Genomic DNA, 26,572 nt, shown 5'->3' with positions numbered 1-26,572 from the left:
CCATGGAATCGTTGAACTATCGCAATGCGAGCGCGCCGCGCGCCGGGACCACCGCCGATGCCGAGGCAGTTGAAGTTTCGACTATTGAGCGCACCGTGAGTGTGTTGAGGGCGTACTTTGGCCAACGTCCTGAGATGCATTGTCTGGTTGTGATCGACCCAAGTCGACTCGGTTTCCCGGAAAGTCTGGAACAAAAGATCCCTGTCTCCGAGCAGCCGCACGCGATCGTAACGGTCGCGCATGAGGCATTCCCTGACGAACACCGTCCCTATCTTGTCGAGCTCGATCTTTCAACGCCGGACGGCGTGGAATTGCTGGCGGAAACCGTACGCCTTGCATTCGAAGACCGGCATCCGGATTCTATAGCGCAAGGCCTCGGACAGCGCATCGGCGGTTGGCTGGCCAGCAACGGCTCGGCGGACGTCGTTGCCGCGCACTGGTCGCAACAAATATTGCAGGCGGATAACCGCGGGCGCCAGTGCGCATTGCGTTTTTACGACTCGCGCGCGCTCAGCCTGCTTTGGCCGATGTTGTCACCCGGTCAGCGACAAGCGCTATTAGGACCCGTGAGCGCGTGGCACGCATTGGATGCGTGCGGCAAGCCCTGTATTTACACGACTACTGATACATCACTAGCCGGCCTGACTCTAACCGATGCTCAGTGGCAGGCAACTCATCGTCACGGATTGATCAACCGGGCGCTTGGCCTGCATATGCAGGCCACGGAGCGGCAGCCCGATCCGCAAGAAGTCGAGGCCGCAGTCGCTAGCGCCGCTCGCGCGGAGCAGTACGGTTTAAGCGACCGCGATGACATCATCGCGTTCATCGGTCATGCGCTGGCTTGGCATCCGCAATTCGATCGGTATCCGACAGTCAGACAGGCACTGCAACAGAGGGCACCAGACGACTTTTATACGGCGGCTGTCAGCGAACTGTCTCCGGACGAGATAGCAGAGATCCAGCGCGGCAATTGGGTTAACGACAAATCACATTCGTCTGCGGCGCGGTAATCGACCTCAAACCATTTTCAGGCCGTCAGAGTACGAAAAGAGTGTATGGATTCGACCGAACAACACTGCGCTAATTGCAAAAAAACTGGCTTGGCCATCTTGCCGGTGCGCTATACCGTGCTCCCGAAAACCGTTGCTGCCAAGCTGCCGGACGGTATCAGCGGCACCGGTGTCACGACTATCGAGTTGCATGAGCATCACTACGGCTTGCGCACATTGCGTGAAGGCTGGTTATACTTGTTTTACGTCAATGGCGCGCGCGGCAGTAACTACTGGGAAGCGTACAAGGTCACACAAGATGGTCGTTTGTGGAAGCAAACGTTACCCCTCACGACCACGCCAACGACGCACCCCGCCTGTGCGCAAAAAAGCATTGCTGTGCCGATGGACCTGATTGCGATCGAACAGCCGGAGAAATGTACGGGTCGTGTTTATATCGCGTTTTCGGAAATCACGTGGCATAGCGATATCTTCAAGCAGTACACAGGCAATGAGACATTGCGAAATAAGCGCATGCAGTGGATCGAGCCGGCGAGATGGATCACCGGCAGCAAAGACGAAAACGGACATGCCGTGATTGCGACCGAGGCGAGCGTCGACGATGTCGTCGAATACATGCCCGGCTTAGATCCGAAATTGCTGGAACCGCAGCGGTTGCTTGAGCCGAAGAATGCAACGTTGAGCGATGAGACCGGGTACTACAAAGAAGATTGGGTGAAGAAGGAGGCGACGCGGTACCCGCTGCACGTCCGTCAAGCCACGCCTGTATCGGCGAGCGGCTCACTCGTTAAATTGATGAACAACGTGGGCGAGACCGAGACCGGCGAGCATCAACCGCCGATGATGCTCGCCTTGTGGGACGGTATTGGTAACGTTCATGAACTGAACGGATTCCGCAACGATCCGGCATCGTGGTTCGATCAGTACGTCACCGAGCGCGCCCTGCAGGTCACGGCGATGCACAACATCGACACCGCGCACAAGATCGTTCAGTCCCGCCAGGAGCAAGCGCTCAATAACCAGGAGAGCATGGCGAGGCAAGCGCATGAGATGACTCCTCTGGGTCGACCAGGGGCGCAGACGGCACTAGCCGCGCAGCGCGCGCAAGCGCTAGCCGGTGCGGACCCGGGGCGGGCGACGCAAATCAATGCCTATTACGATGATATGAACTGGATGGCTGCCAATAATATTCCGGGCAGCTATCAGACGCAGTTGATTCAGATGGGACGGATGAGCAGCGCGGGCAGTGCCAGCTCGACCGCGCCTTATACCAGTGCATACCGCGATGATGTCATGAACAAGGCACGCGCTTATGCCCAGGCGCGTCCCGGATTCCACGATCGGAACGTCAAGGACAGCACGGCACGTGCGTGGTCAGTGTACGAAGCTCGACTAAAGCGGGACGACATCGAGGCCTTCCGGAATAAATACGAAGACTTGCAGTCGACGGTTTATCAATTGCAGGAAACTCGCAGCGGTGACGTAGGGAAATGGGTCAATGCACCGCTGCTGCTAGCCGCGCTCGAAGACTGCCATCCTGGCGACACACATGATGCCTTGGTCTTCGAAACTATCGTTTCCGACGCGGTGGTCGGCCTGGCGTCTACCCCCAAGGGTAAGACAGTTGTGGACGGTTTGCTCACCCAATGGGACCCGACTCAACCCGGGAGCCTGATCTGGCGCGTCGTGGCAATGAATCAGATGGACGCCCGTCAGGAACTGGGCCAAGCACTGAAGGCGGCACAGGCGCATAAGGATACGCCGCTGGAAACAGGCTTCGAAACTTTCGCGTCGGTTGCGGCCTCCACCAAGAAGCTGGTTGGTTACTATAAAAATCTCTCTCAAACGGCGCTGGAAACAGACGCCAAGAAAATCACGCCGCTCGCAGGGCTATTGAATCGCCTGGGTGCGGATCAGTTCGGCATGAGCGTCGGTGACGCCATCTTTGCCAAGTTCAGGGTCAACCAGGTCGGTGACTTTGTTGGCGAAAAACTTATTCAGACAATTCTATTGCAGCGCGCCGGCGTGCCTTACGAGGACGCGATCGCATTGGTGCGCAAACAGGCTGAGCTGGAAAAATTGAGCCGACTCGATACCATCAAGCGTTTGGTGATGGCGCGTGCGGCTTTGCGCAGCCCTGTTCCTGAGGGAGCATCTAACGCAACCAAGGAGTTGTACGAAACCTGGGACAAGGTCAAGCTCGCTGACGATGGCAAAAAACCGCTTCTTATGGGGCGTATCGCCGTGGTGAGTGCACTGCTCGAAACGGTTAATTTCGTCCATCTTTTAGCAGGGGCGCAGGACAAAGACACCAAGCTCAAACTGATTCAATCGGGTGCATCGCTGTGCTCGTCACTCGTTACGATCAGCATGACACCGTACTACGCGGTGCTAAAAAACTCAGTGCGATCGCAGAGCTGGAAGCTCATTGGCGGTGGGCTGGGTAGCATGGGGACACTGATTTCCGCTTGGCTCGACGTTGAAAAAGCCGGAGAGGGTCGCGATAAAGGCCAGTACGACGCGGCAACTGTTCTCTACGTCAAGTTTGGATTGGGCACGCTCTCGGGCACGGCTATGCTGATTGACGCCATCAGTACGGCAGCCCCCTTGCTCAAAAAACTGGCGACACGTTATGGCACCGAGGTCGTCATGGCAGCGGTTGAGACCATAACTGAACGAGTGGCGATCGTGGCCGGCCTACGTGCGGTGGGTATGCTCATCGGCTGGGAGGCGACCATCGGCCTCCTGCTTCTCCAGGCGCTAGCGGATTGGCTTACGCCGGATGCATTGGAAGCATGGTGCTCGCGGTCAGCATTTGGTACAGGACGCGAGACTATCTTGCGGATCACGGATCATAGCGTTGCGCGCAGCACCGATGCTGCACAGCAAGACAAAGACTTTACTGACGCGATGACCAAGTAAGCTAAATCATGAAAAAAAACGAACCGCTTTTGCAGACCGTACTGTTACGCGGCACGATCGCCAACCTGCAGCGCTCGCGGCGCACTCACGATTTTGTGCTCACTCAAGTCCAGCAGAAAGCGGTGGGCGCAACCGCTGTCGGTGCGGCGGCGATGGGCATGGGTGCAGCCGGAATCGGCCTCGTGAATATGGCGTCTAACGCAGACGAAGAGGCCGACTGGGTCGAGTTTGAGTTGGACGGAAAGCAGATGCAAGGTTGGCTTTGGCTTTTGCCGATGCGCAACGGCGACGATGTGGAGGTTGTAGCCGAGAAGGTGGGAGAAAACCGATATGTTGTCTATTCGGTCAAGCGCGACGGCGATGACATCGTCGCCGTATACCCCCATGCTACGGCGGGGCGTAAGCAACACTACCGCAGCATGGCGAAAATCATGATCTGGGCTTTTGTGCTCATCAATGCGATCGGCGTGTTCGCGCTCCATAGGCCAGGTGATTTTGGCGAAAAATTCCTTTCGTTCGCGGCCTTTATGGGCGTCGCGATGTCGGCGACTTTCGTTGCGTTTGCGATTATCTTTTACCGGGTTACGCAAAAAATGATGGGCTTTGTTCGCCTCGCCGAAGCAATATTCCGGACTTATGGCTGGTCAGATGTGGAAAACATCAACCTGCGCAAGACTTCGCGTGAACACCGCGGCGCCAATACGCTCTCGAATTACGGTCGCTACTACTTTCGCTACAAGTAAGGCCTACGCTTTAGGCCCACCAGGTAGGTGCACTGCTTGACGAAAGTTTTTTAAACCAGCGCGGTAATTTTGAGGAAGCGATGAATACACATCTGGTTTGGTCACGTTTCACGGCAGAGAAGGGGGCAACTTCATGATGAATCTCATTCGCCTCAATGACGATACGGATCATGGCGGCAAGGTGATCACCGCTTCGCAGACCATGTGCTTCGACGGCCGGTTTGTTGCTCGCAAGGGCGACGAAGTCTCCTGTCCAAAGCACGAGGACGTGAAACCCAATGTCATCGTTGAAGGAGACGAATCGATGACAGACAACGGTGTACCGATCGCGCGCCATGGCGATCAGGCGACCTGCGGATGCAAGCTGATCTCGAGCCTCGTGTAAATACGGCGAGTCGGACTTGAGTCGGCAAGCATCGGGAAGCGACCCGTAGCGTAACCATTGAGTAGAGACCGCGCGGATGATCCGTGGTCATCGCGCCCACTATCCGAACAAGAGAAGTCAACATGGCAACAGCAGAACAAAAATGCGCTAACTGCGAAAAAACGGGTTTGCCGATCCTTCCGGTGCGCTACACCGTCCTTCCGCAGACGGTGAATGCGAAACTGCCGCCGGGAATTAGCGGCACGGGCGTAACCGACGTCGCTTTGACTACGCATCACTATGGTCTGCGCACCCTGCGCGAGGGCTGGCTGTACCTTTTCTACATCAAAGGCGCGCGCGGCAGCAATTATTGGGAAGCGTACAAAGTCACCGAGGATGGACGGCTTTGGAAACAGTCACTGCCTCTACCCACTACGCCGGTCACGCATCCGGCGTGCGCGCAGAAGAGCGTCGCTGTACCGATGGATATCATCGCTATCGAGCATCCCGAAAAGTGTACCGAGGTCTACTTTGCGTTCTCGCAACTGGCATGGCACGCCGATACGTTCAAGCTCTACGCCGGGGACATCGCGTTGCGCAAGCAGCGCATGCAATGTATCGAGCCCGCGAAATGGATCGCAGGCAGTAAGCCAGCACATGGCCACGCAGCAGTCGCGACCGCGCAGAATATCGACGATGTAATCGAATATATGCCGGGGTTCGATCCTAAGCTATTGCAGCCGGCTGATCGCCAACTCAGCGAGCTCGGCGGACGATTCCACCCAGACGTTATCAAGCAGGAAAGCACACGCTATCCGTTGCACATCCGCCAGGCCACTCCGGCATCGGCAGGCGAAGCGTTAGCCAAATTAATGGCTGGGGTTGGCGCAACGAAGGGCAATGAAAGTCATCCGCCTATGTTGTTGGCGCTTTGGGACGGCGTCGGCAACGTCCACGAACTGAACGATTTTCGTAACGACGCCGGCAGCATGCTGGCGATCTACACCCGCGAGCGAGCTATGGAGATCGATGCGATGCAGTCGATCGACTCTGCTGAGGTCGTCGTGCGCAGCGGCGCAGTGGCGTCGAAGAGCCGCTGGCGATCGGCGTGGCGGGCCGGGTGGGAGTCCATGTTGAACAACCCCGGTGCAATGGACGGGATTCCATCGATGCCCCTGTCGGCAGCAGATCAGGCCGCGTCGGATCAGCGTATCAGAGACGCCGGCAAGATCAGCCCGGCTGAAGCCAAGAAAATTGGCGACGAAGAATGGCCAAAGTATCGGGACAAGCTGATCCAGTCCAAACTCGCCGCATTTCGTCCCTGGTTTGCGGGTGTGCAGAGCACCGTGGCGAAACTTCAGGCCATGCGCACCGCCGACGTGGAGGCATGGCTCAAGGCACCTTTGTTCATAGCGACGTTGCACGATTACCACGAAAATAACGTCGATGACGGTAAGGCATTTGCGCACGTCGTATCGGATGCTGTCAGTGGCCTGCCCTCCGAGCCAACCGGCGAAAAGGTGGTGGAGGAGTTGGTTAACCATATGGATCCAACTGCGCCATCGAGTGTGGTTTGGCGAGCTTTTGCCTATAACCAGAAAGAACCGAAGGCCGAAATCAAAGAAGTATTGGCCCAGGCCGTTTCAAACAAATCGACGCGAATCGACTACCGTGAGATGGCTGAGAAGGTCAACAAATGTCTGGAGAAGCTGAAGACGTTTGTCGAGTTCCGCGAAAAAATGGGCGAGGTCAAAGAGCACAAGAATGCTGTCTCGGCCAGTGAGGCCGCGCTCAAAGCGCTGCACGCCGATCACTTGATCGTTGCAATGGGCAACGGTCTCTTCAAGTGGACATTGCTTGGGCAATTAGGTGATTGCGCCGGCGCCTTGACGATCCGCGGCCTCTTGATGTTACGCGTCGGAATGAATAAGGACGAGACGTTCGAACTGATCAGATACGCAGCAAAAGTCGAACCAGCGATGCGCACCAAGTTGCAAAATGGTTACCGGGCTCTGCGCGCAACTGGCCTTACTGCGACCGAAGCGCATGTCCAGGCGCTGCACAACCTCGCCGACGACGAAGCCGGCCAAGGGTACCGGGCAAAATGGGCAGCGGTGAAGCTCACTGAGGAAGGTAATGAATTGGCAGGTGGCGTTCGCATCGCGGGTACGCTCGCGGTGATCGAATTGCTCAGTTTCGGTTGTGGATTGGCCAAGGCTGACAAGACCGGCGAAGACTACGCCATGCTAGTGGCTGGCGGCTTTTCTTCGATGTCTGCGTGCTTGCAGGCCTCAACGAAGCTGATGGCCTCACTGGAGAGTGAAGCCGTCAAGACGCTCGCCAATCTCAAGGCGATTAGTGGATACTTTGGCGGCGCCTCGGCAATGATCGGTGCGGTTGTCGATTTTGGAAAAGGTCTCGATGAGAAGAAAAACAACAAGCTTGTCGGCAACCTCTATTTCGTAAAAAGCGCACTCGGTTTTGCCTCGACCGCCAGCAATGTTCTGACAGCGCTGACTTCGTCGGCGCCGCTGGTAGCAAGGGTGACTGGCGGACGCAGTGTCGTATTTCTTGGTAAGCTCAGCGCCAGCATGGCAGGTGCTAACGCCAGAACTGCGACACTTGCAGGCGTCGCAAGGGGTACCACCGCGGAGGCGGCGGCAGCACGTACTGCGGCGGCCGACGGCGCGGCTAGGGTCGCAATGACGACGGCGGCGGAAGAGGCGACTGTTGTCGTCACTGAGCGTGTAGCGTTGCTGGCGCTTGGCCGTGCTGTGTTATTCCTCGCCGGTTGGGAGGTCGCAGTTGTGATCACATTGGTCCAGGTGTTGATCTGGTACTTCTCGGATGACGATCTCCAGGTATGGTTTAGAAACTGCGCATTCGGAAACCAACAGCCGCACCCTGCATGGGATGGACCCAAACAGCATGAAGAGTACGAGAAAGCGCTCAAAGCACTTGGCTTCGCCTCTTCCGAGGGGGCTGAATGAAAGCTGAGATGACATCCGGATCGAGTGCCCAACTATTACGCGGACGGATCAGCAATTTGCGGCAGACGCGCCGAAGTCGGGACTTTTTATTTACGGCCGCGGATCGCAAGAAGATGGGAGCCGCGGCGATCGCCGCAGGGGTTGCTGGCCTGGGGGGAATTGCGGTCGGATTGAGTGGTATGGCAATGGACACCACTGAAGAGGCGGACCTACTTGAATTCAATTTAGATCAAAAGTGTATCCGAGCCTGGGTATGGACTTCCGTATTTAAGGACGGTGACGAAGTAGAGGTTGTCGCGGAGGAGATGGGCGACGAGTGGCAAGGTTATGGCGTGCGACGCATTGACGACAGGATCGTTGCGCTGTACCCGCATTGCAGTCGCGGTCGATATGCTCATTACAAGTCGACGTTTGGTTGGCTCGTCAAGATATACGGAGCTTTGTATGTTTTCATGTGGGTCCTTGGCATCGTCATGATGGCCCTGAGACGCGACACAGATTATTCCTCGTTCATCAGTTACATGCTGATGGGCGGTTTGTCTGGACTGCTGGTGTTTGGATTCATCGCGTTACGGATTTCGAGCAAGATGATGGGGTTTGTACGTCTCGCCGAAGGTATTTTTGACGGATTCGGCTGGAAAAACGTCAAGAGCATTGATCTCCCATCGATCACGAAGAAGGGCAAGCAGCCGGGCGACCCGGGACCATTGGGTGTGCTGTATTTCCGCTATTAACAGGCATTGATAAAGCATCGATGCAGTCGATATGCCCTGACCGGCGGACACGACGGAATGAATGTTGACGGATCAAGAAATTTAGGAGATTAAAATAATGAAATGGAGTGAGGCGTTAAAGAAGGCTCCCTATGCATTGCCGGCGCGGCTTTTTCTTGCGGCTCTGGTTGTAAGCGCAATCAACTTGATTGTGAGCGGGAATAAGTATATGTCCGCAGGCTCGCTGAACTGGCGCATGTCCGATCTAGTGCTGTTGTTTCTGATCGGAAGTACCACGTTTTTTCCTGTTTCATATTTATCCGCAGCCCGGATCCAGGCTGAGCGGCCGCCGCTTTCCGCAAGACGGCGCTACATGCTGATGTTCGGCTCACTCGTTGTCGCGATCATCGTGGCAGCGGTTATCAGATTGATTACTGTCTAAAAATGAGATCTAAATCGACGTTCCGCCTATGCATGGCACTGCTCATACTCTTGGCTGCGACTGCCGCGTGCTCAAAAATGACGCTGAAAGATACGATCGCGTGTCCTTCGGCTCAAGATGCAGCGGGTGCCTGGATCGATTATCAATCGACTATCTTCGGCACTTATCAGGCCTTGGCGGACAATTACGTCAACGGTAAGAAATGCAAAGTACTACAGTCGACCTCAGTTCACGCAGGCGACGAACAACTCATCACCCTGCAAGACGGCGAAGTAAAAGTGCTACATGTAACTGAACTGCCTGCCGACCTTGGGTTCCAGAAAAACGAAGCATATGTCGCGAAGAACTGGTTTCAATAGACATTAACTACCATACGGTTACGACCTCGACAGGCGTCACATGAGGGGCTCCGACCCTATCTCGAGCGTGGCGTCGGCCGAGTTCAATGGGAAGGGAGAGGCGGGGTACAGATATTCCGGTATGGGCGAACGACGATTTAAGGCTCATCTCCCCCGCTGCAATTTCTCAAGTGCCTCTTCCACCCACCCCAACCCAATCTTCTCCTGCTCCAGCCTCAAATTCTTGCGCAACCGGTTATTACGCAAGTCGTCATACAGCGCCTGTTCACCCGCCCAAGAATGGTGTCGTCAATAGGCGGAAAAGCCAGAAAATTTATCTCGTTCTCGGTGGTGAAAACGTGACTAACATCAGGGTGCAGTTGAGCAAAACTGCTGACGTCCAAAGTAACGTTCCGCTCGGTAGTCACTAGCGCCTTCTTCGCGTCCAGCATGCGGAATCGGATACGCAGCGGCTTGCCTCTCCGCACTCTATTTCATTAAGGCTGGCTAAGGATTTGCCGGCACCCTCGCCAAGCACTTGACCGCCTTAGTGTCAAGCGCGCCCATGATCGCCCGAATGACCGGCGGCCGTGGCGCAGTGTGGCTCGGCAAAGCAAATGCGGGTCTTGTTGGGGCGGCGGCGAGAACTGCGAAGTTGGCAACGGCCGCTGAGGAGGGTACGACGGCGCGCTGCGCGGGCGGCCGCAGCGAACGCAGTCGGCGGGGAAGCAGTGGGTGTGGCAGCCGGAGAAGTTGTAGTGGTGGTCGGGGAGCGCGGCGCATTACTGATGTTAGGTCGGGTTGCGCTCTTTATGGCGGGCTGGGAGATCGCTGTAGTCATTACGGTGATTCAAGTTCTGATCTGGTACTTCTCGGACAACGATTTGCAGACTTGGTTTGAGAAATCCACCTTCGGCAAGGCACCGAATAGCCCTCCATGGGAGGCTGGTAAGCAGCATGAGGAATTCGAAAAGGCGCTGAAGGGCGTTGGATTGCAGGCAAATGAGGGTTCGGAATGACTATTGAGACAACACCGCCGGGACAGTCGCAATTGCTGCGTGGACGCATCACCAATTTGCGCAAAACACGTCGCAATCAGGATTTCTTCTTCACCGAGTCTGATCGAAAAAAAATGGGCGCCACGGCCATTGCCGCGGGACTAGCCGGTTTGGGTGGCATTGCCGTTGGCTTAGGTAGCATGGCAATGGATACGACCGAAGAAGCAGATCTACTTGAGTTCGATCTGGACGGCAAACCCGTCAAAGCTTGGGTGTGGCTATCGGTTTTTGATGAAGGTGACGAGGTGGAAGTCGTCGCCGAGCAATGGGGCGACCATTGGCAAGGATATGGCATACGACGGATCAGCGATAAAATTGTGGCACTGCATCCGCATTGCAGCCGGGGCAGATATGCGCACTACAAAGCCTCGTTGAAATTGTGGCTGAAGGTCTGCCTGCCGCTACTCCTATTTATGTACATCTTGACCGGTGGAATAGCCTTCTTTGAATCGCTGGGCAATTGGGGCGGCATCGTCCAAATGTGGATTCTCGGCGGGGCCGGATTGATGGCGATATTGGGCGTTATTGCCTTCCGGATGTCGCGTAAGTTCATGGGTTTTGTTAGCCTTGCCGAAGGCATTTTCCAAGGCTTTGGTTGGAAGGACGTCAAGAACATTGATCTGCCGGCGATCGCCAAGAAAGGGAAAACACCAGGCGAACCGGGTGCGTTCGGCATTCTCTATTTTCGATACTGATGGCGTCAGACATGCCCCGTAGGACAAGCGGCGGCTTTAGTAAATGAATGCGCGACTAAGCTCGGTGAGCCGAAAAGTATCGACCCTCCGATACTCGCTGGAGGAGCGCCAATCGAAGGCGGCGGAGTTCGAACACAAAGCCGCGCTGCGACCTCCAATCCTGCTCGCACTTAGCGGTAACGGTGGATTGGCTGTAGGCAACATGGCGGTCAATTGCGGCATGTCGATCGCTAAAGGCAAGGCATATTGGGTCGAGTTCGACGTGGACGGACGAACGCTAAGAGGGTGGCTCGGCGGCGTATATTTCAAGGACGGCGATGCGGATGTCGTGAGAACACTTTGCCTAACTATGGAACGCGCTACTTCCGTTATAAATAACATGCTCGCCTTTGAATCTACGATGTCGACTGGATCATTCTTTTTGGCAGAGCACAGCTCTATCCTCATCCCAGCCAATCTCGTCAAAAATCCTCTTCAATTTGACACCTCGTGTCGCACTGGCCATCAACGCCTGAGCAACTCGCCCCGCCAAATGCGCCCGAAAATCTGAGTGCCTCTCGCGATTCTGTGAAGCCGGACCGTGCCGTACGCAATTCGTCAGCACTGCTTTCAAGGCTTCGAATGCGGGCCGCGCAAGATTCGGATGGCTGTTCACCACAACCCCAGCCAGATGCTGCCTCGCGCCACGACGCATCACGCGCGTCTTCCTGAGGTTGACAGCAAACCCTTCCTCAATAGCAATCGCAGCCACACGAATCTCAAGCCGCTCGGCCATCCGCGCCAGATTGTCCCGGCCGGAAAACGCCAGATCATCCGCATATCGCGTATACGTCGCACCTAAAGACCGCGCCAACCCAGCCAGCCTCAGATCCAACCGAAACGCACACAAATTCGCCAACGCCGGCGAAGTCGGCGCCCCTTGCGGCAAATGCCGATTCCGATACCGCTGCCGCTCCTGCCAATCGATCCTGTCCCGCACGTCCGGCGCCAGCAGCCAACCGCTCGGCACCCGATTGGTACACAGTGCAGTTACCGCCCGCGCAACCTCCAACGGATAACCCAAAGCTCGTATTGCGGAGTAAACGCGTCCCTCATGCACTGACGCAAAGAAATCCGTCAAATCGAAGCGAATCACAACCGCTTTCCCTGCATGTGGCGCCGCAAACGTAACCGTATTCCGCCCACGTCGAAAACCATGCACCGCATCGTGAGCAGGAACTCGATCGAGCAAACCGTGAAGCACTTTCCGCTGCAAAGCCCGCAATCGCGACTTAGGAACTTCGATAATCCGACACCGTCCGTCGCGTTTCTCGATCACCTTGTACGAATAGTGATGAAGCGGCGTCCCTGCATTCTGCGCCGGCACACGCCAGCGATCAGCAAACCAGTCCAGTTCGTCAGGCTCGATTTCCAGCCACGCGGCCAGATCACCGAGTGTTGGCAACTGCGGCAGCACCGCGCCGTGCAACCAACTGGGAGCTGCCTGCTGAACAGGCGGACGACGCAACACACGCAAAACCCTCGGCCGGTCCTCACCCCTCCAAGCCGCGACAAAGCCCGTGGTCTCAGCGATGATCTTTGACAGTTCTTTGCCCTCAACGCTATCCCACCGCGAGCTAAATCGCTTCGCAACCCGGCGAGCTAATCCATTCATCCAGTCCGCCGGCTCACCCAATACGAGCGTCATCCGCGCGACCATCGCTGTGGGCTCGGGCGGTCCGGCCAGCATGGCATCCGCGATCGCGTGAGTGACAAACTGCAGAGAAAATACTGGCATAGAACTAAGAGAGGAACAGGGGCGGGGCGGCCAGTCAACGCGTCTTGTGCTGCGTGAGCTCATTTGCGCAACGCGCAAGGCACGCTCATGCGACGAACTGCGGAGTCATTCTGATCCACGGGGTAGCCCCGTAGTGCCCGGAACGATTACGGCCCGAACCTTGGCAAGCTTGACCAGCCGTCCCGCGAGTCGAAGATAAGCGACACGCCTAAGTGTTGTCAACGCATTGGCAGTGCGAATCGATTTTTGCACCAAGGTGCAGCGGAAGCGCATCGCTTGATGCAGAAGACACTGCCGTCCATCGTTGACGTTGTGCTGCAGAAAGATCAGCAATAGGACAGGGTGCTATCCCACCATCACGGAGACGGTATCCGATAACCAAGAAAACAAATCCTGCTTCGACGTTGTGACAGCGATCAAATCTTTTCCAGCGCCGCCTCAACCCACCCGAAGTTGATCCTCTCCTGCTCCAGCCTTACATTCTTGCGCAAACGGTTATCGCGCAGATCGTCATATAGCGCCCGCTCGTCCCGCGTCAGACGTGGCAAATCCCGCAACGTCTGCTTGTCCTCCCGATCCCATTGCGACTGGAACGCTAACAGCGTTTCCCGGTCCATCAGAAACGATTCGACGTGATCAAACTGATGGCGCAGCTGATCGAGAATCGCGAACCCATGCGTATCGATATCTCCCCAGTAACAAATGCGTCGACGCGAAAGCCAGTTGGCGTTTGCGAGCATTTCAAAACCATATCCTGCGCCGAAGACCACCATGCTGTCGTCAACCGGCGGAAACGCCAGAAAATTAATCTCGTTCTCCGTGATAAAAATCCGGCTAACGTCGAGGTCCAGGCGAGCAAAACTGGCTGCGTCCAGTGTGATGTCCTGCTCGGTGCTGGCGGGATGAAATAGAGCCTTCTTCGTATCCAGCACGCGGAAGCGGATACGCAAGGGTTTTTCTCGCAATCCATATCGTGCCGCGAACTGGCTAAGACCGGATCGTGCGGGGTCGACCGAGTCCACGGGCAAAACACAATCCAGCAACTCGGCAAGCACACCACGATGTGCTTCAATGAATTTGGTGTGTACATCCGCGATATCGATCTGCCGCAGATACACCCCAGGCCGCGGATGCGCCTCCAGCCAAACGCACACGTCCACCAGCCGATCCCATACTTCAGCAAGTTCAAGAGCCCTCATCGGCCTTTTCGCAAGCCACCTAACGAGACGAGGCTCGCGAGCCCGTGTCACATCCAGAAGTGCTAAAAAGCGCGCCGCTTCGCGTTGTTTTCCAATGAAAGCGACCGCATCCTCGAATGAGTCGATCCACGCCTCCACAGGCAGCGCATTGGCGCCGAAAACCCGATGCCGAAACTCGCGTATCTCAAGGCGGTAATGTGCGATTGCCCTGAGCGAAGTACTCCATTGACGAATGTCCTCAAAGCGCTCTGTGATCTCGGCGGACGAAGGGCTTTTCAGCGCGAGACGCTTCGGAAACAACGACGCCCCCGTTGCAATGCCAGCGAGCAGATCACCTCGCTCCCAAAGCCTGCTGACCTGCATGCGGAGATCGGCTGGTGTAGTCCAACTCACGTTGCGCTCCGGCCTTTTTCCTCGCGGTACTCTTCGATCGACAGGTTGCGAAGCCTCGATTCGCGACCCTCCTTGTTGTCGACGAATCCAACGCTGGCAACAAACGGCTCGATGATATAAATCTTCTGCAGTGGAGTGACAATCAACAACTGCAGATTCAACTGGGCAAACAGCCGCAAACCGTATTGCGCGGACTCGTCAGATCCACGGCCAAACGCTTCGTCAATCACAACAAAGCGAAACGAGCGCGAGCGCACTGCACCCCACTCGAGACCGAACTGGTAAGCCAGGCTCGCGGCCAGGATCGTATAGGCGAGTTTTTCTTTTTGGCCGCCAGACTTGCCGCCCGAGTCGGAATAATGCTCGTGCTCGCTATCATCTTCGCGCCAGCGTTCGCTGGCGGCGAATACGAACCAGTTGCGTACATCGGTGACCTTGGCCGACCAGCGACGATCCTGCTCCGTCAACCCTTCGCGCCCGCGGAATCGCTCGATGATCTGTTTGACCTGCAGAAACTTGGCTTCGGAATACTGTACGTCCTCCGAACCTGTAAGTGTGCCTTCGGTACAAGAACGCAGATCACTCTGAAAGTCACGAATCTCGGCGTCCTGGCTGAACTGCGCTTCCAGAACAATATAGCGGCCGGCGTTATAGTCGATCTGCGTCAGCGACTCGTTGATCAACGCGATCCGCTCTCTGATCGTCTCGCGCTCACGAGCTAGTTGTGACTGGAAGTTGGCGACTTCACGAATGGTGTTTTCGTTGAGCAAATCCTTGAATCGCGCTTCGAAGCGCGGCAGATCGTCTGCTTTCAAGGTGTCCAGCATGAAGCGATATTCCGCGGCCGCTTCAATGGCGACATCCACTTCCTGCGTCTCGAGTGGGAAAGCCGTGCAGTACGCTCGCATGGCGTCGATGATCTTGTCGCGCTGGCGCGAAACCTTCTTTTCTTCAGCGTCGATGTTGTCCTGCAGCCATTTGCGCATATCGCTCTCGCGATTGTCGCAGGATTCGACAGTCAACTGATGCTTGCCGAGTACCTCGGACCACAACTCGGCGAGCCGGGCGAAGCAAACCGTATGAACGGCGTAACCTGGATCGTCAAGAATCGTCCGGGTATGTGTGTGTAGATCATTCGCAATACGCCGCCGTTCTTCCGTACGCGTGCGCTCCGCTTTGTGTCCGTCGAGTTGCGTCTCGATGTCGGCGAGCGCGGCGCTGACCTGAGTCAGACGCTGGGTCAATTCCTGCAACAGATCTGAGGCCGACTCCAGCCGTGCTTTCTCTTCGCGCAATCCGGCGATCTCTACCGCGACGGCATGCCAGTCGAGTTCGCGGTAGTCCGCATGCTCGTTGAGCAGCGAGAGCGCGTTCAGGCGTGCCTTCAATTCACTTTGCTCTGACTGAATCCTGCCGACCAGCGCGCCTAATTCGCTCAGTTGTGCCGCCAACTGCCCGGATTGCGCTTCGAGCGCCTGAATTTTCGCCGTATTGGTCCAACCCAGCACGTAGCGCCGACGGTCGTCCAGCCGATGGCGATCGTCTTTCTCATGCCGTTCGCCCGACCCCTTGATCTGACCGGCGCGTGTAATGGCGCGTGTTTCGCGGCGGAATTGCTCCTGGGTGTCGCAGCAGACAACATTGAAGCGCTGCGCCACTTCGTATTCGAGCCAGTCATAAAACGGCGAGTCGGGCTTCACCGAGAGCTTTCGGGCCAGTGAGTCGCGATGCAGTTCCGCGCGCTCGCGTCTTGCAGACTGCCGTACTCGAAAATAAACCAGCCGCCCTTTAAGGTGGGTCTTGTCGACCCATTCGGTAACAGCGGCGTAGTGTTCATCGGATACCAGAAGCGACAGGCCGAAACTGCGCAGCAAGCGCTCGGCGGCGCCTTCCCAATCGCGCTCGCCTTCGCGCACCTGTAGCAATTCACCGGCGAAGCTCAGATCTACTTCGGGTAGCGCGAGGGCATTGCACAGCGCAGTGCGCATCGCGATCTGTTCCGCCGGGATATTGCTGCGCCGGCTCTTCAGACTGTCGATCTCCGCCAACAGCGCGTCATGATCCTGTTTGCCTGCGCGAAAACTCACGCCGTGTTCGGTCAGATCGTTCTGCAGACGCGCTTCGTCCAACTGTGCGGTTTCGAGACGCTCGGCGAGACGCCGGCGTAGCGCAAGAAAGGCAGGTTCATCGTCGGGCACGGGCTCGCCGGCCACCTGCGCGAGATCGTCGAAGCGCTGCGCTTTCTGTTTGCGTCGGGTGCACTCTGCGTCCTTCGATTGAATCTCCCCCTCAAGCCGCTCCAGGCGGTCTCCACCATTTTCGGCAATATTGCGCCGCAGTTCGCCTTCCTCGATACGCTGAGCGGAGCGCATTGCGTCGAGTCGCTTGACATGCGCGTCCTGTCGCTCCCATTCCGCCGCGAGATTCTCAATTCGCCGGTCGAGCAAACCAGCCTTGAGGTCGGCGGCATACGATTTAAGGGCTTCCCGGTAGGCCCGCAGATCCTCGACCTGCGAAACAAGTAGCGCGTGCCGCTCACAATCCTCAACGAGCGGGTTCAGCCGTTCCATTTGTTTTTTGGCTTTTAACACCGCTTCGTGGGCGCGATTCAGGTCGTCGAAGTGTCCTATCAGCGCAGTCATACGCGGCGCGACATCGAACGGTTCGAGCATGTGACTACGGACAAAGTCCGTCAGATTACCCACCGACTTCATCGACACCGTTTGATGAAACAACTCCAGCGCTTGCTCGTTCTCGATCCCGAAGCGACGACGGAACCATGCGCCGTATGGCGGAAAACTGTCGAACACTTCTGCACCGAGCGCACGCAATTTTTTGCGTAGACCTGCAATGTCCGGTCCGAAGTCCGCAAAGTCTGCTGCGATCGAGAGCGCCCGCTCCGCGCCGACGAATAGCCGCGCCGGCTGGCCATGCGCGTCTTTCATCCAGAAGACCTGAGCGAGCGTGACAGTCTGGTCATAGCCGGCGTTGTGAAAGCGGCCCAGAATCACCGAATAGCTATTGTGGTCCCGCAAAGCCACGGGCTTGGCCGTGCCGCTAGTCTCGTTGCGTTCCGACTTGTAGTGGCCCAGCACATACGAACGCAGCGTGCGCTCCTTGTTGTCGGCGCCCGCCGCCTTGTTGTAGGCGATGCGGTGCGCCGGAACCAGCAACGTCGTCACGGCATCGACGAGTGTCGATTTGCCGGAGCCGATGTCGCCGGTCAACAGCGTGTTCTTGCCGTTGGTGCTCAGCGTCCACACCCGGCGGTCGAAGGTCCCCCAATTGAAGACCTCCAGTTGATGCAGGCGAAAACCGGACAGTGCGTCGTCCGCGACGAAATCGAGTCCGGGTAGTTGCATGTCAGTCATCGGTGTTCCTTGATGCTGCTGTGCCGAGTTGCGCTTGATAGACCGCGAGCCGTGCGTCGAAATCGGCGAGCCACTGGGCGTCGACAAACGCTTTGAGGATTCGCTGTACTTCGAAGGCGGCGGCCTGGCCTTCGCGCTTGCCCGCGGCTGGTTTCAGCTTGCGCAAGAAACCGAGTTCGACGATCTTGTTTATTTGCGTCTCGATCTGGTCAATCAGTTTAGCTTCGTTGCTGCCTGACGGTAGAAACACGCGAATCATTTCCACCATCTGCTCGCGCGTGAGAATGAGGCGAGTGTCTCCGCCGCCGGCGTCGGACTCGGCGAGCTTCTTGCGCAGCAATGCCAGCATCAGGCTCACCGGAAAAGACAACGGGCGTCTTGCTACAAGACGAGGCAACGCGGGCGAATCGTCATCGTCGTTTTCGGGGCGGGAGCGCAGGAACGCGTAGCCCTCTGCTTCGTCGAGCACCAACTCGAGATTCAACACCGTGACGTAATCCCTTACGCGCGCTTGTAAGTCGAGCAGGGCGCTCCATAGGACCGCATCCGCGTCCCGGTAAATCACGCCTTTAAGCAACGGAATCAGTAGGCTCGACAGATCGTGCGTCGAGGCCGCTGCGTCATGTTCCTGTTCCAACATCCTTATCTCACGAAAATAACGCGTGGCAGGCTTGCCTGCCGGGTCTGTTGTTCGCCGCTGTCCTTCCGGCTACGCCAGACGATTGTCTCACTGACCTGCTCGTCCACTACCGTGCTGAACGTGTCGCCGGCAAGTTGCAAGTAAGCGACCAGTTCGGCTAAACCTTGCTCCAGAGGCTGAGTGTCGCAAAGCTCGCGCAGCGTCACTTGCGGACGGTCCTGCAGAACATGACGGATATGCCATACCAGCCTGGCTTTGTCGACTACGATCTGGGAGTACAACGCCGCGGCGTCGATGTCGGCATCGCCGGCCTCGATGGTGATGGCAGCAATGCGCGGTTTGAGGCTCGGGGCATAGAGCGGACGCTCCATCGGCAGTTCGATCTCGGCCGCCGTGTCGGCAATAGTCATGATCTCCCCAGTGGGAGGCAGGTCTCGCAAGGCCAGCGCTTTCGCTTCCACGCCACGCAGGATATCCATGATGCGGCGGTTTTCGAGCCATGCCTGATCGTCGAGGAAGCGCCGCAACTGCTGTGATAGAAAGGCGACGGTGCGCTGGGTATGCTCACCCGCTTCCAGCCAGTCATAGTGAACTCGCCGTGTGCGCGCGTCGGGCTTCAGTTCCGCCACGGGGGGAAGCGCCAGCACGCGGTCGAGCATCAGGGTCAGTTCTTCCTGGCGACTGCTTGACATCAGAAAGTCCCAGAACGCCCTGAAGCTGCGCCCCTGATCTGAATCGGCGATCGCATCGCGCTCGCCCATGATTTCCTCCAGCAGTTCGCCTTTTGCTCCGTCCCACAAGGCAATACGTTCTCGTACCCGGCGATCGAGACCGCGAAAATTGTGTTCGACTTCGCGGAAATCGGTCAGCAGTTCACGTGCGATCGCCATGAACTGCTGGAAGCGATCTTTCAGTGCGGTATCGTCCAGAATTGAAATATCTCCGGCCTCTGCACGGGCGATTTCCGCATCGATCTCAGCGCGGCGTTTATGCAGTTCGGCAAGGCGTGTCGCCGGATCACTTTCGCTACCCTCACTCATCTGTTTGAGCAATTCGAACAAGGTGAGCAAACGCGATTCAGTACCGACGAAACTACGTTCCGTCAATGTGCCAAGCCACGCAATGGCCTTTTCCGTAGCGGGCGTGAGATCGAAATGCGGTTCGTCTGAACCTTGACGATAAAACTTGCGCAGCCAGCCTTTGTCGTTGGCGGCCCAGTCGTTCAGATAGTCGGACGCGGCTTTTGGAAAGACCGTGGGACCGAGCTGTTCGCGCAACGTATACAGCTCGTCTTCCAGCACTTCGGCCAGATCCGCTTGCGATATCACGCGTACATTAGGCGCCGTGAAAATACGATGCAGAAAGCTTGCAACAAGCGGCGCGTGGTCCGAGCGCAGCAGCCGCCATGCTGGATGGTTCTGGCGTAATGCGTCGAGTGTGGAATAGTCGAAGTTCATGGTGCGGCGGTGGGAAAGCGACAACAATCCGTGTCGCGAAAGGCGATGATAGTCTAGCTTTTTCGCCACCGATGCTTGGTGAGTCTCGACTTGCGACTACGTTGGAGACTGTGCCGCATAGGAAGCTGTCCACCTCGGCGTCGCTACCTCATCCCACTCAATCCGCTTGGAAAGGTCATCGCCCGCGAGAGACCGACGGTCCCAAGCGGTGAATATCATCACTATTCTCCGCTCATATTGCGGAGAATAATTTGTAGATACAGAGAAAGTGGATCATAATCTCCGCATGAAACGCGGAGATTGGTTATACATCTGGGAATCCCCCGAATGGCCCGGCTGGCGCTATGACCTGTCACGCCTTGCGGTTCCGCTCGCGGAAGTGTCCCGTGCTCAAGGGCTCCTGTTCGGGCGTCTTGCCGATGTGGGGTTGGCTTTGCGCAGCGAGGCCAGTCTTGTCGCGCTTACCGAAGACGTCGTCAAAACCAGTGAGATAGAAGGCGAACAGCTCAATGTCGCGTCGGTGCGTTCGTCGATAGCACGCAAGCTCGGCGTCGATATCGGTGCGCTCGCGCCGGTCGACCGCCACGTTGAAGGCGTCGTGGAGATGGTGCTCGACGCCACACTGAATTGCTCAGCTGGGATGTCGAAAGAACGCCTGTTTGGATGGCATGCCGCACTTTTTCCGACAGGGTTCAGCGGTATGTCGCGGATCAGCGTTGCCAATTGGCGCGATGATTCCAAAGGGCCGAAGCAAGTTGTTTCTGGTCCGATCGGGCGTCAGAAAGTCCACTTCGAGGCGCCGTCTGCGGCACAGCTGGAAACGGAGATGGATCGATTCATAGCATGGCTGAATACCGATACGGCCGATCAACCGGTGCTCAAGGCGGGGCTCGCTCACCTCTGGTTCGTTACGCTGCATCCTTTCGACGACGGCAACGGCCGCATTGCACGGGCCATTGGCGATCTGCTCCTCGCGCGCGCCGACGGTAGCCCGGAACGCTTCTACAGTTTGTCGGCACAGATCCAGCGCGAACGGAAAGACTATTACGACATTCTCGAGCGCACACAAAAAGGCACACTGGATATCACCGAGTGGCTGGCGTGGTTCCTCGGGGCTTTGCATCGCGCAGTCGATCAAGCCCAACTTACGCCAAACGTGGTGCTATCTAAGGCGCGTTTCTGGCAACACTGGGCGAGCACGCCGTTCAACGAACGGCAAGTCAAACTGTTGAGTCGTCTGCTTGACGGTTTTGACGGCAAATTGACCAGCAGCAAGTGGGCTGCGATTGCGAAGTGCTCACCCGATACCGCATTGCGCGACATCAGCGAACTCGTCGCATTCGGCGTGTTGAAAAAATCAGCAGCGGGGGGCCGCAGCACGTCGTACGAGTTAGCGGATTGAGCGCTGGATAAGTCACCCCACTTATCCACAGCCCCCTCTGGACAACTTTTGTACAAGCCACCTGACACGTTGTGGGTGAAACCTTGATAAATCCGCGACTCCGCCAGGTCGATCAAAAGTTTTCCCTGGCTCCTGCTTCCTGTCCGCGCGCGCTGCGCAGGGTTATGGATTCCGCAGCCCCTTGATCCGTAAACGAAGATTCAGGTTATCCACAGCCAGGTGCGATGCTTGTTAACTATTACTACGTATACATATACAAAGACTATAAAAACCAGAGAGGCATCCAGAAAGCACGCTGCGTAAACATGCACAAAGCAAGCAGAGCAAACACAACCCAACCAGATCCATCAAACCAACGGCAAGCAAATCTCGGTCAGGAGCTCAGCAGGCGCAGTCTCCTTCGGGCTATTCAAATACTCCTCGAACACCGGCGCGTCCGCGGCCTCGCGCCCCGACTGCACGAGCCATGTCCCATACAACCACTCGTAAGCCGCACGCATATCGCTATACGGTCCCTTGTGCCGCAGCACCGCGTACTCACCGCCTTTCACATGCGCCACCGAAACGGGTGGACTCACCGTCACCGAAGCCTGCACCGGATGCGGCAAAAGTACCCCGGCTTTCGAGCGCAATGCGTTCTCCTCCACCACCCCAGGATCGTCGTAGTAAATCCCGATCATGCGCATCTGCCCCGCGAGCAAATTGTGTTTCGCCAGCCAGCCGAACAAGCCGTCGAACGCTTTGCCGATCTGCATATACGGTCCCACGTGATCCACCGACAAAACCTCCATCGGTTCAACATGACGAATCGTCACTTCACGCATTGTCATTTGATCGTCTCCTGAAAGCGCCGGACGAAACCGGCTATGGGTCCCCTGCTTGCGGTACTGCGCCGGCGGAATGCCGAACACGGCGCGAAAGGTGCGCGAGAAAGACTGCAAACTGCTATAGCCCGAGCGCTCGGCAATGTCCGCGATCGGCATCGCGCCATTCGCCAGATATCCCGCCGCGCGATGCAGTCGCAAGCGACGCACGGTCGTCGCAACCGTCTCGCCATACATCGCCTGATAGATGCGATGCCAGTGATACGGCGACATGCAGGCAATTTCCGCCAGACGATCGATATCCAGCGGATCGTCGAGGTGATCGTAAATGTGGTCGAGCACGCGGCTCAGCCGAGTCTCGTAGCGCGCGCGATTGTCCGATGGGTTCATGAGTGAGTGGCTAACCACGAGAAGATTGCCGAAGCGATGTGGACAAAAGTACCACGTCCCCGTTTACCAAATCCTGCGAACTTCATTCCGCGCAGGCAAACGGAGTCAGGCACCCGCTGACACAAGCGTGCCCTGACTTTGCCGAATTTCGATAACACCTCGAATAATGGCTCACTACCATCGGCTGAAGCCTGTCCGCTCGTGCACCGCAAAGCCTTGCGGTGCCGGGCAAGCGGCAACCTCAGGAGCGCCCGATGAAGTCAGAATCCAGCAATCAGCACGTCGGTAAAATCACGCATCATGAGTTGAAGCAGACCCTCGGCACGTGGCAACTGTGGGGAATCGCGGTCGGTCTGGTCATTTCCGGCGAGTACTTCGGCTGGAGCTACGGCTGGGCCAGCGCCGGCACGCTCGGCTTCGTCATCACGGCGATTTTCATCGCGGCGATGTACACCACTTTCATTTTTAGTTTCACCGAACTCACCACATCGATTCCGCATGCGGGCGGTCCGTTCGCCTACGCGCGTCACGCCTTTGGCCCAACCGGCGGTTATCTGGCGGGCGCGGCGACTCTGGTCGAATTCGTCTTCGCACCCCCCGCCATTGCACTTGCGATCGGTGCGTATCTGCATGTGCAGTTCCCGGGTCTCGAACCGAAACACGCGGCAATGGGCGCGTATCTGATCTTCATGGCATTGAATATTGTCGGCGTGCAGATTGCCGCGGCTTTTGAATTGTGCGTGACGCTGCTCGCGATCTTCGAATTGCTGGTGTTCATGGGTGTCGTGTCGCCCGGCTTTCAATGGTCGAACTTCATGAAGGGCGGCTGGTCCGGCGCGGACACCTTCAGCATGGGTTCATTTCACGGCATGTTCGCGGCGATTCCGTTCGCCATCTGGTTTTTCCTCGCGATCGAAGGCGTGGCGATGGCTGCCGAAGAAACCAGGAATCCGAAGCGTTCGATTCCGATTGCCTACGTCGCCGGCATTCTGACCTTAGTGCTGCTCGCCATCGGCGTGATGGTGTTCGCAGGCGCCGCCGGCGACTGGACCAAGCTGGCGAACATCAACGATCCGTTGCCGCAAGCCATGAAGTTCATCGTCGGCGAACATAGCGGCTGGATGCATATGCTGGTGTGGCTCGGGCTGTTCGGTCTCGTCGCGTCGTTTCACGGCATCATCCTTGGGTACTCCCGTCAGATCTTCGCGCTGGCCCGTGCGGGCTATCTGCCGGAGTGGCTCTCCAAGGTGCATCCGCGCTTCAAGACGCCGCATCGCGCGATCATCGCGGGTGGCGTGATCGGCATCGCCGCGATCTATAGCGACGAATTGATCCAGTTCGGCGGTCAGACGCTGACGGCGAACATCGTGACGATGTCTGTTTTTGGCGCGATCGTGATGTACATCATCAGCATGTTGTCGCTGTTCAAGCTGCGCCGCTCGGACCCGAACATGGAGCGCCCGTTCCGCGCGCCGCTATTTCCGTACTTTCCGGCGTTCGCGCTGGTGGCCGCGGTGATTTGTCTGGCAACGATGGTGTATTTCAATTTCCTGGTGGCCATCGTGTTCGCGATCTTCCTCGCGCTCGGCTACGTCTACTTCCTGTTGACGCGCCATCAACGCGATGCGGCGCCATCCGACGTCCTTCTCGAAGAATGACAATCCGGACGCCAGCGTGACATAAAAGCGCTAAGCGTCCGCCCGCTCCACCGGATGCGTTTCGAGCCATGCGTTTTCATCGTCCTCGAAGAGTCGCGAGCGCGTCAGGAACCGCAGTCCACTCGGGCGTTCCAGGGAAAACATGCCGCCATTGCCCGGCACCACGTCGATGATCAATTGCGTGTGCTGCCAGTATTCGAATTGCGACTCGCTCATGTAGAACGGCACGCCGGCAATCGTGCCGAGTTTTACATCGGACGAACCGACCATGAACTCGCTCTGAGGGAACATCATCGGCGCGCTGCCGTCGCAGCATCCACCGGATTGGTGAAACAGTACGGCACCATGTTCGGCGCAAAGCTTGTCGATCAATTCGACCGCGGCAGGCGTGGCGATCACGCGGGCCACTTGCTTCTCGTCAGCCATCACATACCCTCACTGAAATAGAGCGAGCCGCGCAATGCGGCCCGCCCGGACAGAGTCGCTATGCTTAGAAGAAACCGAGCGGCTTGTCGCTATAGCTGACCAGCAGGTTCTTGGTTTGCTGATAGTGGTCGAGCATCATCTTGTGATTCTCGCGGCCGATGCCCGATTGCTTGTAGCCACCAAACGCGGCATGCGCGGGGTACGCGTGATAGCAGTTGGTCCACACGCGGCCCGCCTGGATCTGCCGGCCGAAGCGATAGGCGCGCGTGCCGTCGCGCGTCCATACACCGGCGCCCAGACCGTAGAGCGTATCGTTGGCGATCTCGAGCGCTTCGTCTTCGTTCTTGAAGGTCGTCACGGAAACGACCGGCCCGAAGATTTCTTCCTGGAAGATGCGCATCTTGTTGTGGCCGCGGAATACCGTCGGCTTCACGTAGTAGCCCTTGCTCAATTCGCCGCCGAGCGTATTGCGCTCACCGCCGATGAGACACTCGGCGCCTTCCTGCTTGCCAAGGTCGACGTACGAGAGGATTTTTTCGAGCTGTTCCTGCGAGGCCTGCGCGCCGATCATTGTCTTCGTGTCGAGCGGGTGGCCTTGCGTGATCGCGGCCACGCGCTTCAATGCGCGCTCCATGAAGCGGTCGTAGATCTTTTCGTCGACCAGCACGCGTGACGGACACGTACACACTTCGCCCTGATTCAGCGCGAACATCGTGAAGCCTTCGAGCGCCTTGTCGAAATAGCTGTCGTCCGCGTTCATCACGTCGGCGAAGAAAATATTCGGGCTTTTGCCGCCGAGTTCGAGCGTCACGGGAATGATGTTCTGGCTTGCGTACTGCATGATCAGGCGACCGGTCGTGGTCTCTCCGGTAAACGCGATCTTCGCGATGCGCTTGCTGGACGCGAGCGGTTTGCCGGCTTCGAGGCCAAACCCGTTCACCACGTTCAGCACGCCCGGCGGCAGTAAATCGTGGATCAGTTCGAGCAGCACGAGAATCGAAGCGGGCGTTTGTTCGGCCGGTTTGAGCACGACGCAATTGCCGGCAGCGAGGGCGGGCGCGAGCTTCCACACCGCCATCAGGATCGGGAAATTCCACGGGATGATCTGGCCGACCACGCCGAGCGGTTCGTGAAAGTGATAGGCGACGGTGTCGTGGTCGATCTCGGAGATCCCACCTTCCTGCGCACGCACAGCGCCGGCGAAATAGCGGAAATGATCGATGGCGAGCGGAATGTCGGCCGCCATTGTTTCGCGTAGCGGCTTGCCGTTGTCGATCGTTTCAGCCACGGCGATGCGTTGCAGATTCGCTTCCATCCGGTCGGCGATACGATTCAGGATGTTCGCGCGTTCGGCGGTCGACGTTTTGCCCCAAGCGGTCTTCGCGCGATGCGCGGCGTCGAGGGCGAGTTCGATATCGGCTTCACGTGAGCGTGGGATCGACGTAAACGGCTCGCCGGTGATCGGCGATACGTTGTCGAAGTACTCGCCGCCCACCGGCTTTACCCATTCGCCGCCGATGAAATTCGCATACTGTTTTTTGTACGGGAATTCGGTAGTCAGAAACTGCATCTCTGCGTGATTCATCTGTGTGCTCCTCACATGATTGAATGGGCTATATTCGGCGCGATATTTCGCTTGGCCGCGAGAGGCTATAGCCAGAACTGTGCCAATGCGCCGCGCGGGTGGGTCGTGCGTGCGCAGCAGGCACGCCCGCGAAGCGCGGGCGCGTGGCCTGGTTCACCATGCATGGGAATGAGCG

22 protein-coding genes are annotated in these 26,572 nt (G+C 57.3%); 12 read left to right on the top strand and 10 right to left on the bottom strand.

Going from position 1 to position 26,572, the window contains the following annotated elements; translation table 11 throughout:
- Positions 1-2: 2 nt before the first annotated feature.
- The 8 genes from PQR67_RS27760 (at position 3) to PQR67_RS27725 (ending at position 9,543) form a co-directional block, all read left to right on the top strand.
- Positions 3-1,010 carry a DUF4123 domain-containing protein gene (locus PQR67_RS27760; protein ID WP_408466040.1) on the top strand — a complete coding sequence of 336 codons (1,008 nt, stop codon included), beginning with the start codon at positions 3-5 and terminating at the stop codon, positions 1,008-1,010.
- A 45-nt stretch (positions 1,011-1,055) separates the two neighbouring features.
- Positions 1,056-3,932, top strand: a complete 2,877-nt coding sequence (locus PQR67_RS27755) for a T6SS effector BTH_I2691 family protein (protein ID WP_408466039.1) — start codon at positions 1,056-1,058, stop codon at positions 3,930-3,932.
- Between the two features lie 8 nt (positions 3,933-3,940).
- The gene (locus tag PQR67_RS27750) at positions 3,941-4,675 is read left to right on the top strand and encodes a putative type VI secretion system effector (protein ID WP_408466038.1); all 735 of its coding nucleotides are present in this window, start codon (positions 3,941-3,943) and stop codon (positions 4,673-4,675) included.
- Positions 4,676-4,808: 133 nt separating this feature from the next.
- Positions 4,809-5,060 (top strand): PAAR domain-containing protein, encoded by a 252-nt coding sequence (locus tag PQR67_RS27745; RefSeq protein WP_408466037.1) that lies wholly within the window; start codon positions 4,809-4,811, stop codon positions 5,058-5,060.
- A gap of 122 nt (positions 5,061-5,182) precedes the next feature.
- Positions 5,183-8,029 carry a T6SS effector BTH_I2691 family protein gene (locus tag PQR67_RS27740; protein ID WP_408466036.1) on the top strand — a complete coding sequence of 949 codons (2,847 nt, stop codon included), beginning with the start codon at positions 5,183-5,185 and terminating at the stop codon, positions 8,027-8,029.
- Positions 8,026-8,763: a putative type VI secretion system effector gene (locus PQR67_RS27735; protein WP_408466035.1), complete on the top strand. Its 738-nt coding sequence runs from the start codon at positions 8,026-8,028 to the stop codon at positions 8,761-8,763. Before PQR67_RS27740 ends, PQR67_RS27735 begins: the two co-directional genes overlap by 4 nt.
- Before the next feature lie 97 nt (positions 8,764-8,860).
- Positions 8,861-9,184 carry a hypothetical protein gene (locus PQR67_RS27730; protein ID WP_408466034.1) on the top strand — a complete coding sequence of 108 codons (324 nt, stop codon included), beginning with the start codon at positions 8,861-8,863 and terminating at the stop codon, positions 9,182-9,184.
- Between the two features lie 77 nt (positions 9,185-9,261).
- Positions 9,262-9,543, top strand: a complete 282-nt coding sequence (locus PQR67_RS27725) for a hypothetical protein (protein ID WP_408466033.1) — start codon at positions 9,262-9,264, stop codon at positions 9,541-9,543.
- A gap of 144 nt (positions 9,544-9,687) precedes the next feature.
- Here the strand turns inward: PQR67_RS27725 and PQR67_RS27720 are convergent, their stop codons facing one another.
- Both PQR67_RS27720 and PQR67_RS27715 read right to left on the bottom strand, forming a co-directional pair.
- Positions 9,688-9,774 (bottom strand): hypothetical protein, encoded by an 87-nt coding sequence (locus PQR67_RS27720; RefSeq protein WP_408466097.1) that lies wholly within the window; start codon positions 9,772-9,774, stop codon positions 9,688-9,690.
- On the bottom strand, positions 9,759-9,974 hold the full coding sequence (locus tag PQR67_RS27715; RefSeq protein ID WP_408466032.1) for a Wadjet anti-phage system protein JetD domain-containing protein: 216 nt from the start codon (positions 9,972-9,974) through the stop codon (positions 9,759-9,761). Before PQR67_RS27715 ends, PQR67_RS27720 begins: the two co-directional genes overlap by 16 nt.
- 285 nt (positions 9,975-10,259) lie before the next feature.
- Between PQR67_RS27715 and PQR67_RS27710 the strand changes: the two genes are divergently transcribed.
- Positions 10,260-10,541 (top strand): hypothetical protein, encoded by a 282-nt coding sequence (locus PQR67_RS27710; protein WP_408466031.1) that lies wholly within the window; start codon positions 10,260-10,262, stop codon positions 10,539-10,541.
- Entirely contained in the window at positions 10,538-11,275 is a 738-nt protein-coding gene (locus tag PQR67_RS27705) for a putative type VI secretion system effector (RefSeq protein ID WP_408466030.1), read from the top strand. Before PQR67_RS27710 ends, PQR67_RS27705 begins: the two co-directional genes overlap by 4 nt.
- Positions 11,276-11,687: 412 nt before the next feature.
- Here the strand turns inward: PQR67_RS27705 and PQR67_RS27700 are convergent, their stop codons facing one another.
- The 5 genes from PQR67_RS27700 to PQR67_RS27680 form a co-directional block, all read right to left on the bottom strand.
- Complete coding sequence (locus PQR67_RS27700; RefSeq protein ID WP_408466029.1) at positions 11,688-13,052, bottom strand: reverse transcriptase family protein; 1,365 nt, start codon at positions 13,050-13,052, stop codon at positions 11,688-11,690.
- A gap of 416 nt (positions 13,053-13,468) precedes the next feature.
- Positions 13,469-14,644: a Wadjet anti-phage system protein JetD domain-containing protein gene (locus PQR67_RS27695; RefSeq protein WP_408466028.1), complete on the bottom strand. Its 1,176-nt coding sequence runs from the start codon at positions 14,642-14,644 to the stop codon at positions 13,469-13,471.
- On the bottom strand, positions 14,641-18,015 hold the full coding sequence (locus PQR67_RS27690; protein ID WP_408466027.1) for an ATP-binding protein: 3,375 nt from the start codon (positions 18,013-18,015) through the stop codon (positions 14,641-14,643). Before PQR67_RS27690 ends, PQR67_RS27695 begins: the two co-directional genes overlap by 4 nt.
- A complete protein-coding gene (locus PQR67_RS27685; RefSeq protein ID WP_408466026.1) occupies positions 18,008-18,655 on the bottom strand; it encodes a DUF4194 domain-containing protein in 648 nt (215 codons plus the stop codon). Before PQR67_RS27685 ends, PQR67_RS27690 begins: the two co-directional genes overlap by 8 nt.
- Positions 18,656-18,657: 2 nt before the next feature.
- A complete protein-coding gene (locus PQR67_RS27680) occupies positions 18,658-20,112 on the bottom strand; it encodes a DUF3375 domain-containing protein (protein WP_408466096.1) in 1,455 nt (484 codons plus the stop codon).
- A gap of 286 nt (positions 20,113-20,398) precedes the next feature.
- Here PQR67_RS27680 and PQR67_RS27675 point away from each other — a divergent pair, with 286 nt between their 5' ends.
- Positions 20,399-21,514 carry a Fic family protein gene (locus tag PQR67_RS27675; RefSeq protein WP_408466025.1) on the top strand — a complete coding sequence of 372 codons (1,116 nt, stop codon included), beginning with the start codon at positions 20,399-20,401 and terminating at the stop codon, positions 21,512-21,514.
- Between the two features lie 347 nt (positions 21,515-21,861).
- Here PQR67_RS27675 and PQR67_RS27670 read toward each other — a convergent pair whose 3' ends face one another.
- Positions 21,862-22,728 carry an AraC family transcriptional regulator gene (locus PQR67_RS27670; RefSeq protein WP_408466024.1) on the bottom strand — a complete coding sequence of 289 codons (867 nt, stop codon included), beginning with the start codon at positions 22,726-22,728 and terminating at the stop codon, positions 21,862-21,864.
- Between the two features lie 254 nt (positions 22,729-22,982).
- Between PQR67_RS27670 and eat the strand changes: the two genes are divergently transcribed.
- Entirely contained in the window at positions 22,983-24,386 is a 1,404-nt protein-coding gene (eat, locus tag PQR67_RS27665; RefSeq protein WP_408466023.1) for an ethanolamine permease, read from the top strand.
- Positions 24,387-24,416: 30 nt separating this feature from the next.
- Here eat and PQR67_RS27660 read toward each other — a convergent pair whose 3' ends face one another.
- Both PQR67_RS27660 and adh read right to left on the bottom strand, forming a co-directional pair.
- Complete coding sequence (locus PQR67_RS27660; protein ID WP_408466022.1) at positions 24,417-24,812, bottom strand: DUF779 domain-containing protein; 396 nt, start codon at positions 24,810-24,812, stop codon at positions 24,417-24,419.
- A gap of 64 nt (positions 24,813-24,876) precedes the next feature.
- Positions 24,877-26,397 (bottom strand): aldehyde dehydrogenase, encoded by a 1,521-nt coding sequence (gene adh / locus PQR67_RS27655; protein WP_408466021.1) that lies wholly within the window; start codon positions 26,395-26,397, stop codon positions 24,877-24,879.
- Positions 26,398-26,572 lie beyond the last annotated feature (175 nt).

Origin of the sequence: Paraburkholderia fungorum, assembly GCF_046026025.1 — a bacterium.
Lineage (GTDB): Bacteria > Pseudomonadota > Gammaproteobacteria > Burkholderiales > Burkholderiaceae > Paraburkholderia > Paraburkholderia fungorum_E.
Note: the sequence above shows the minus strand (reverse complement) of the source record. Positions and strands in the feature narration are given on the sequence as shown.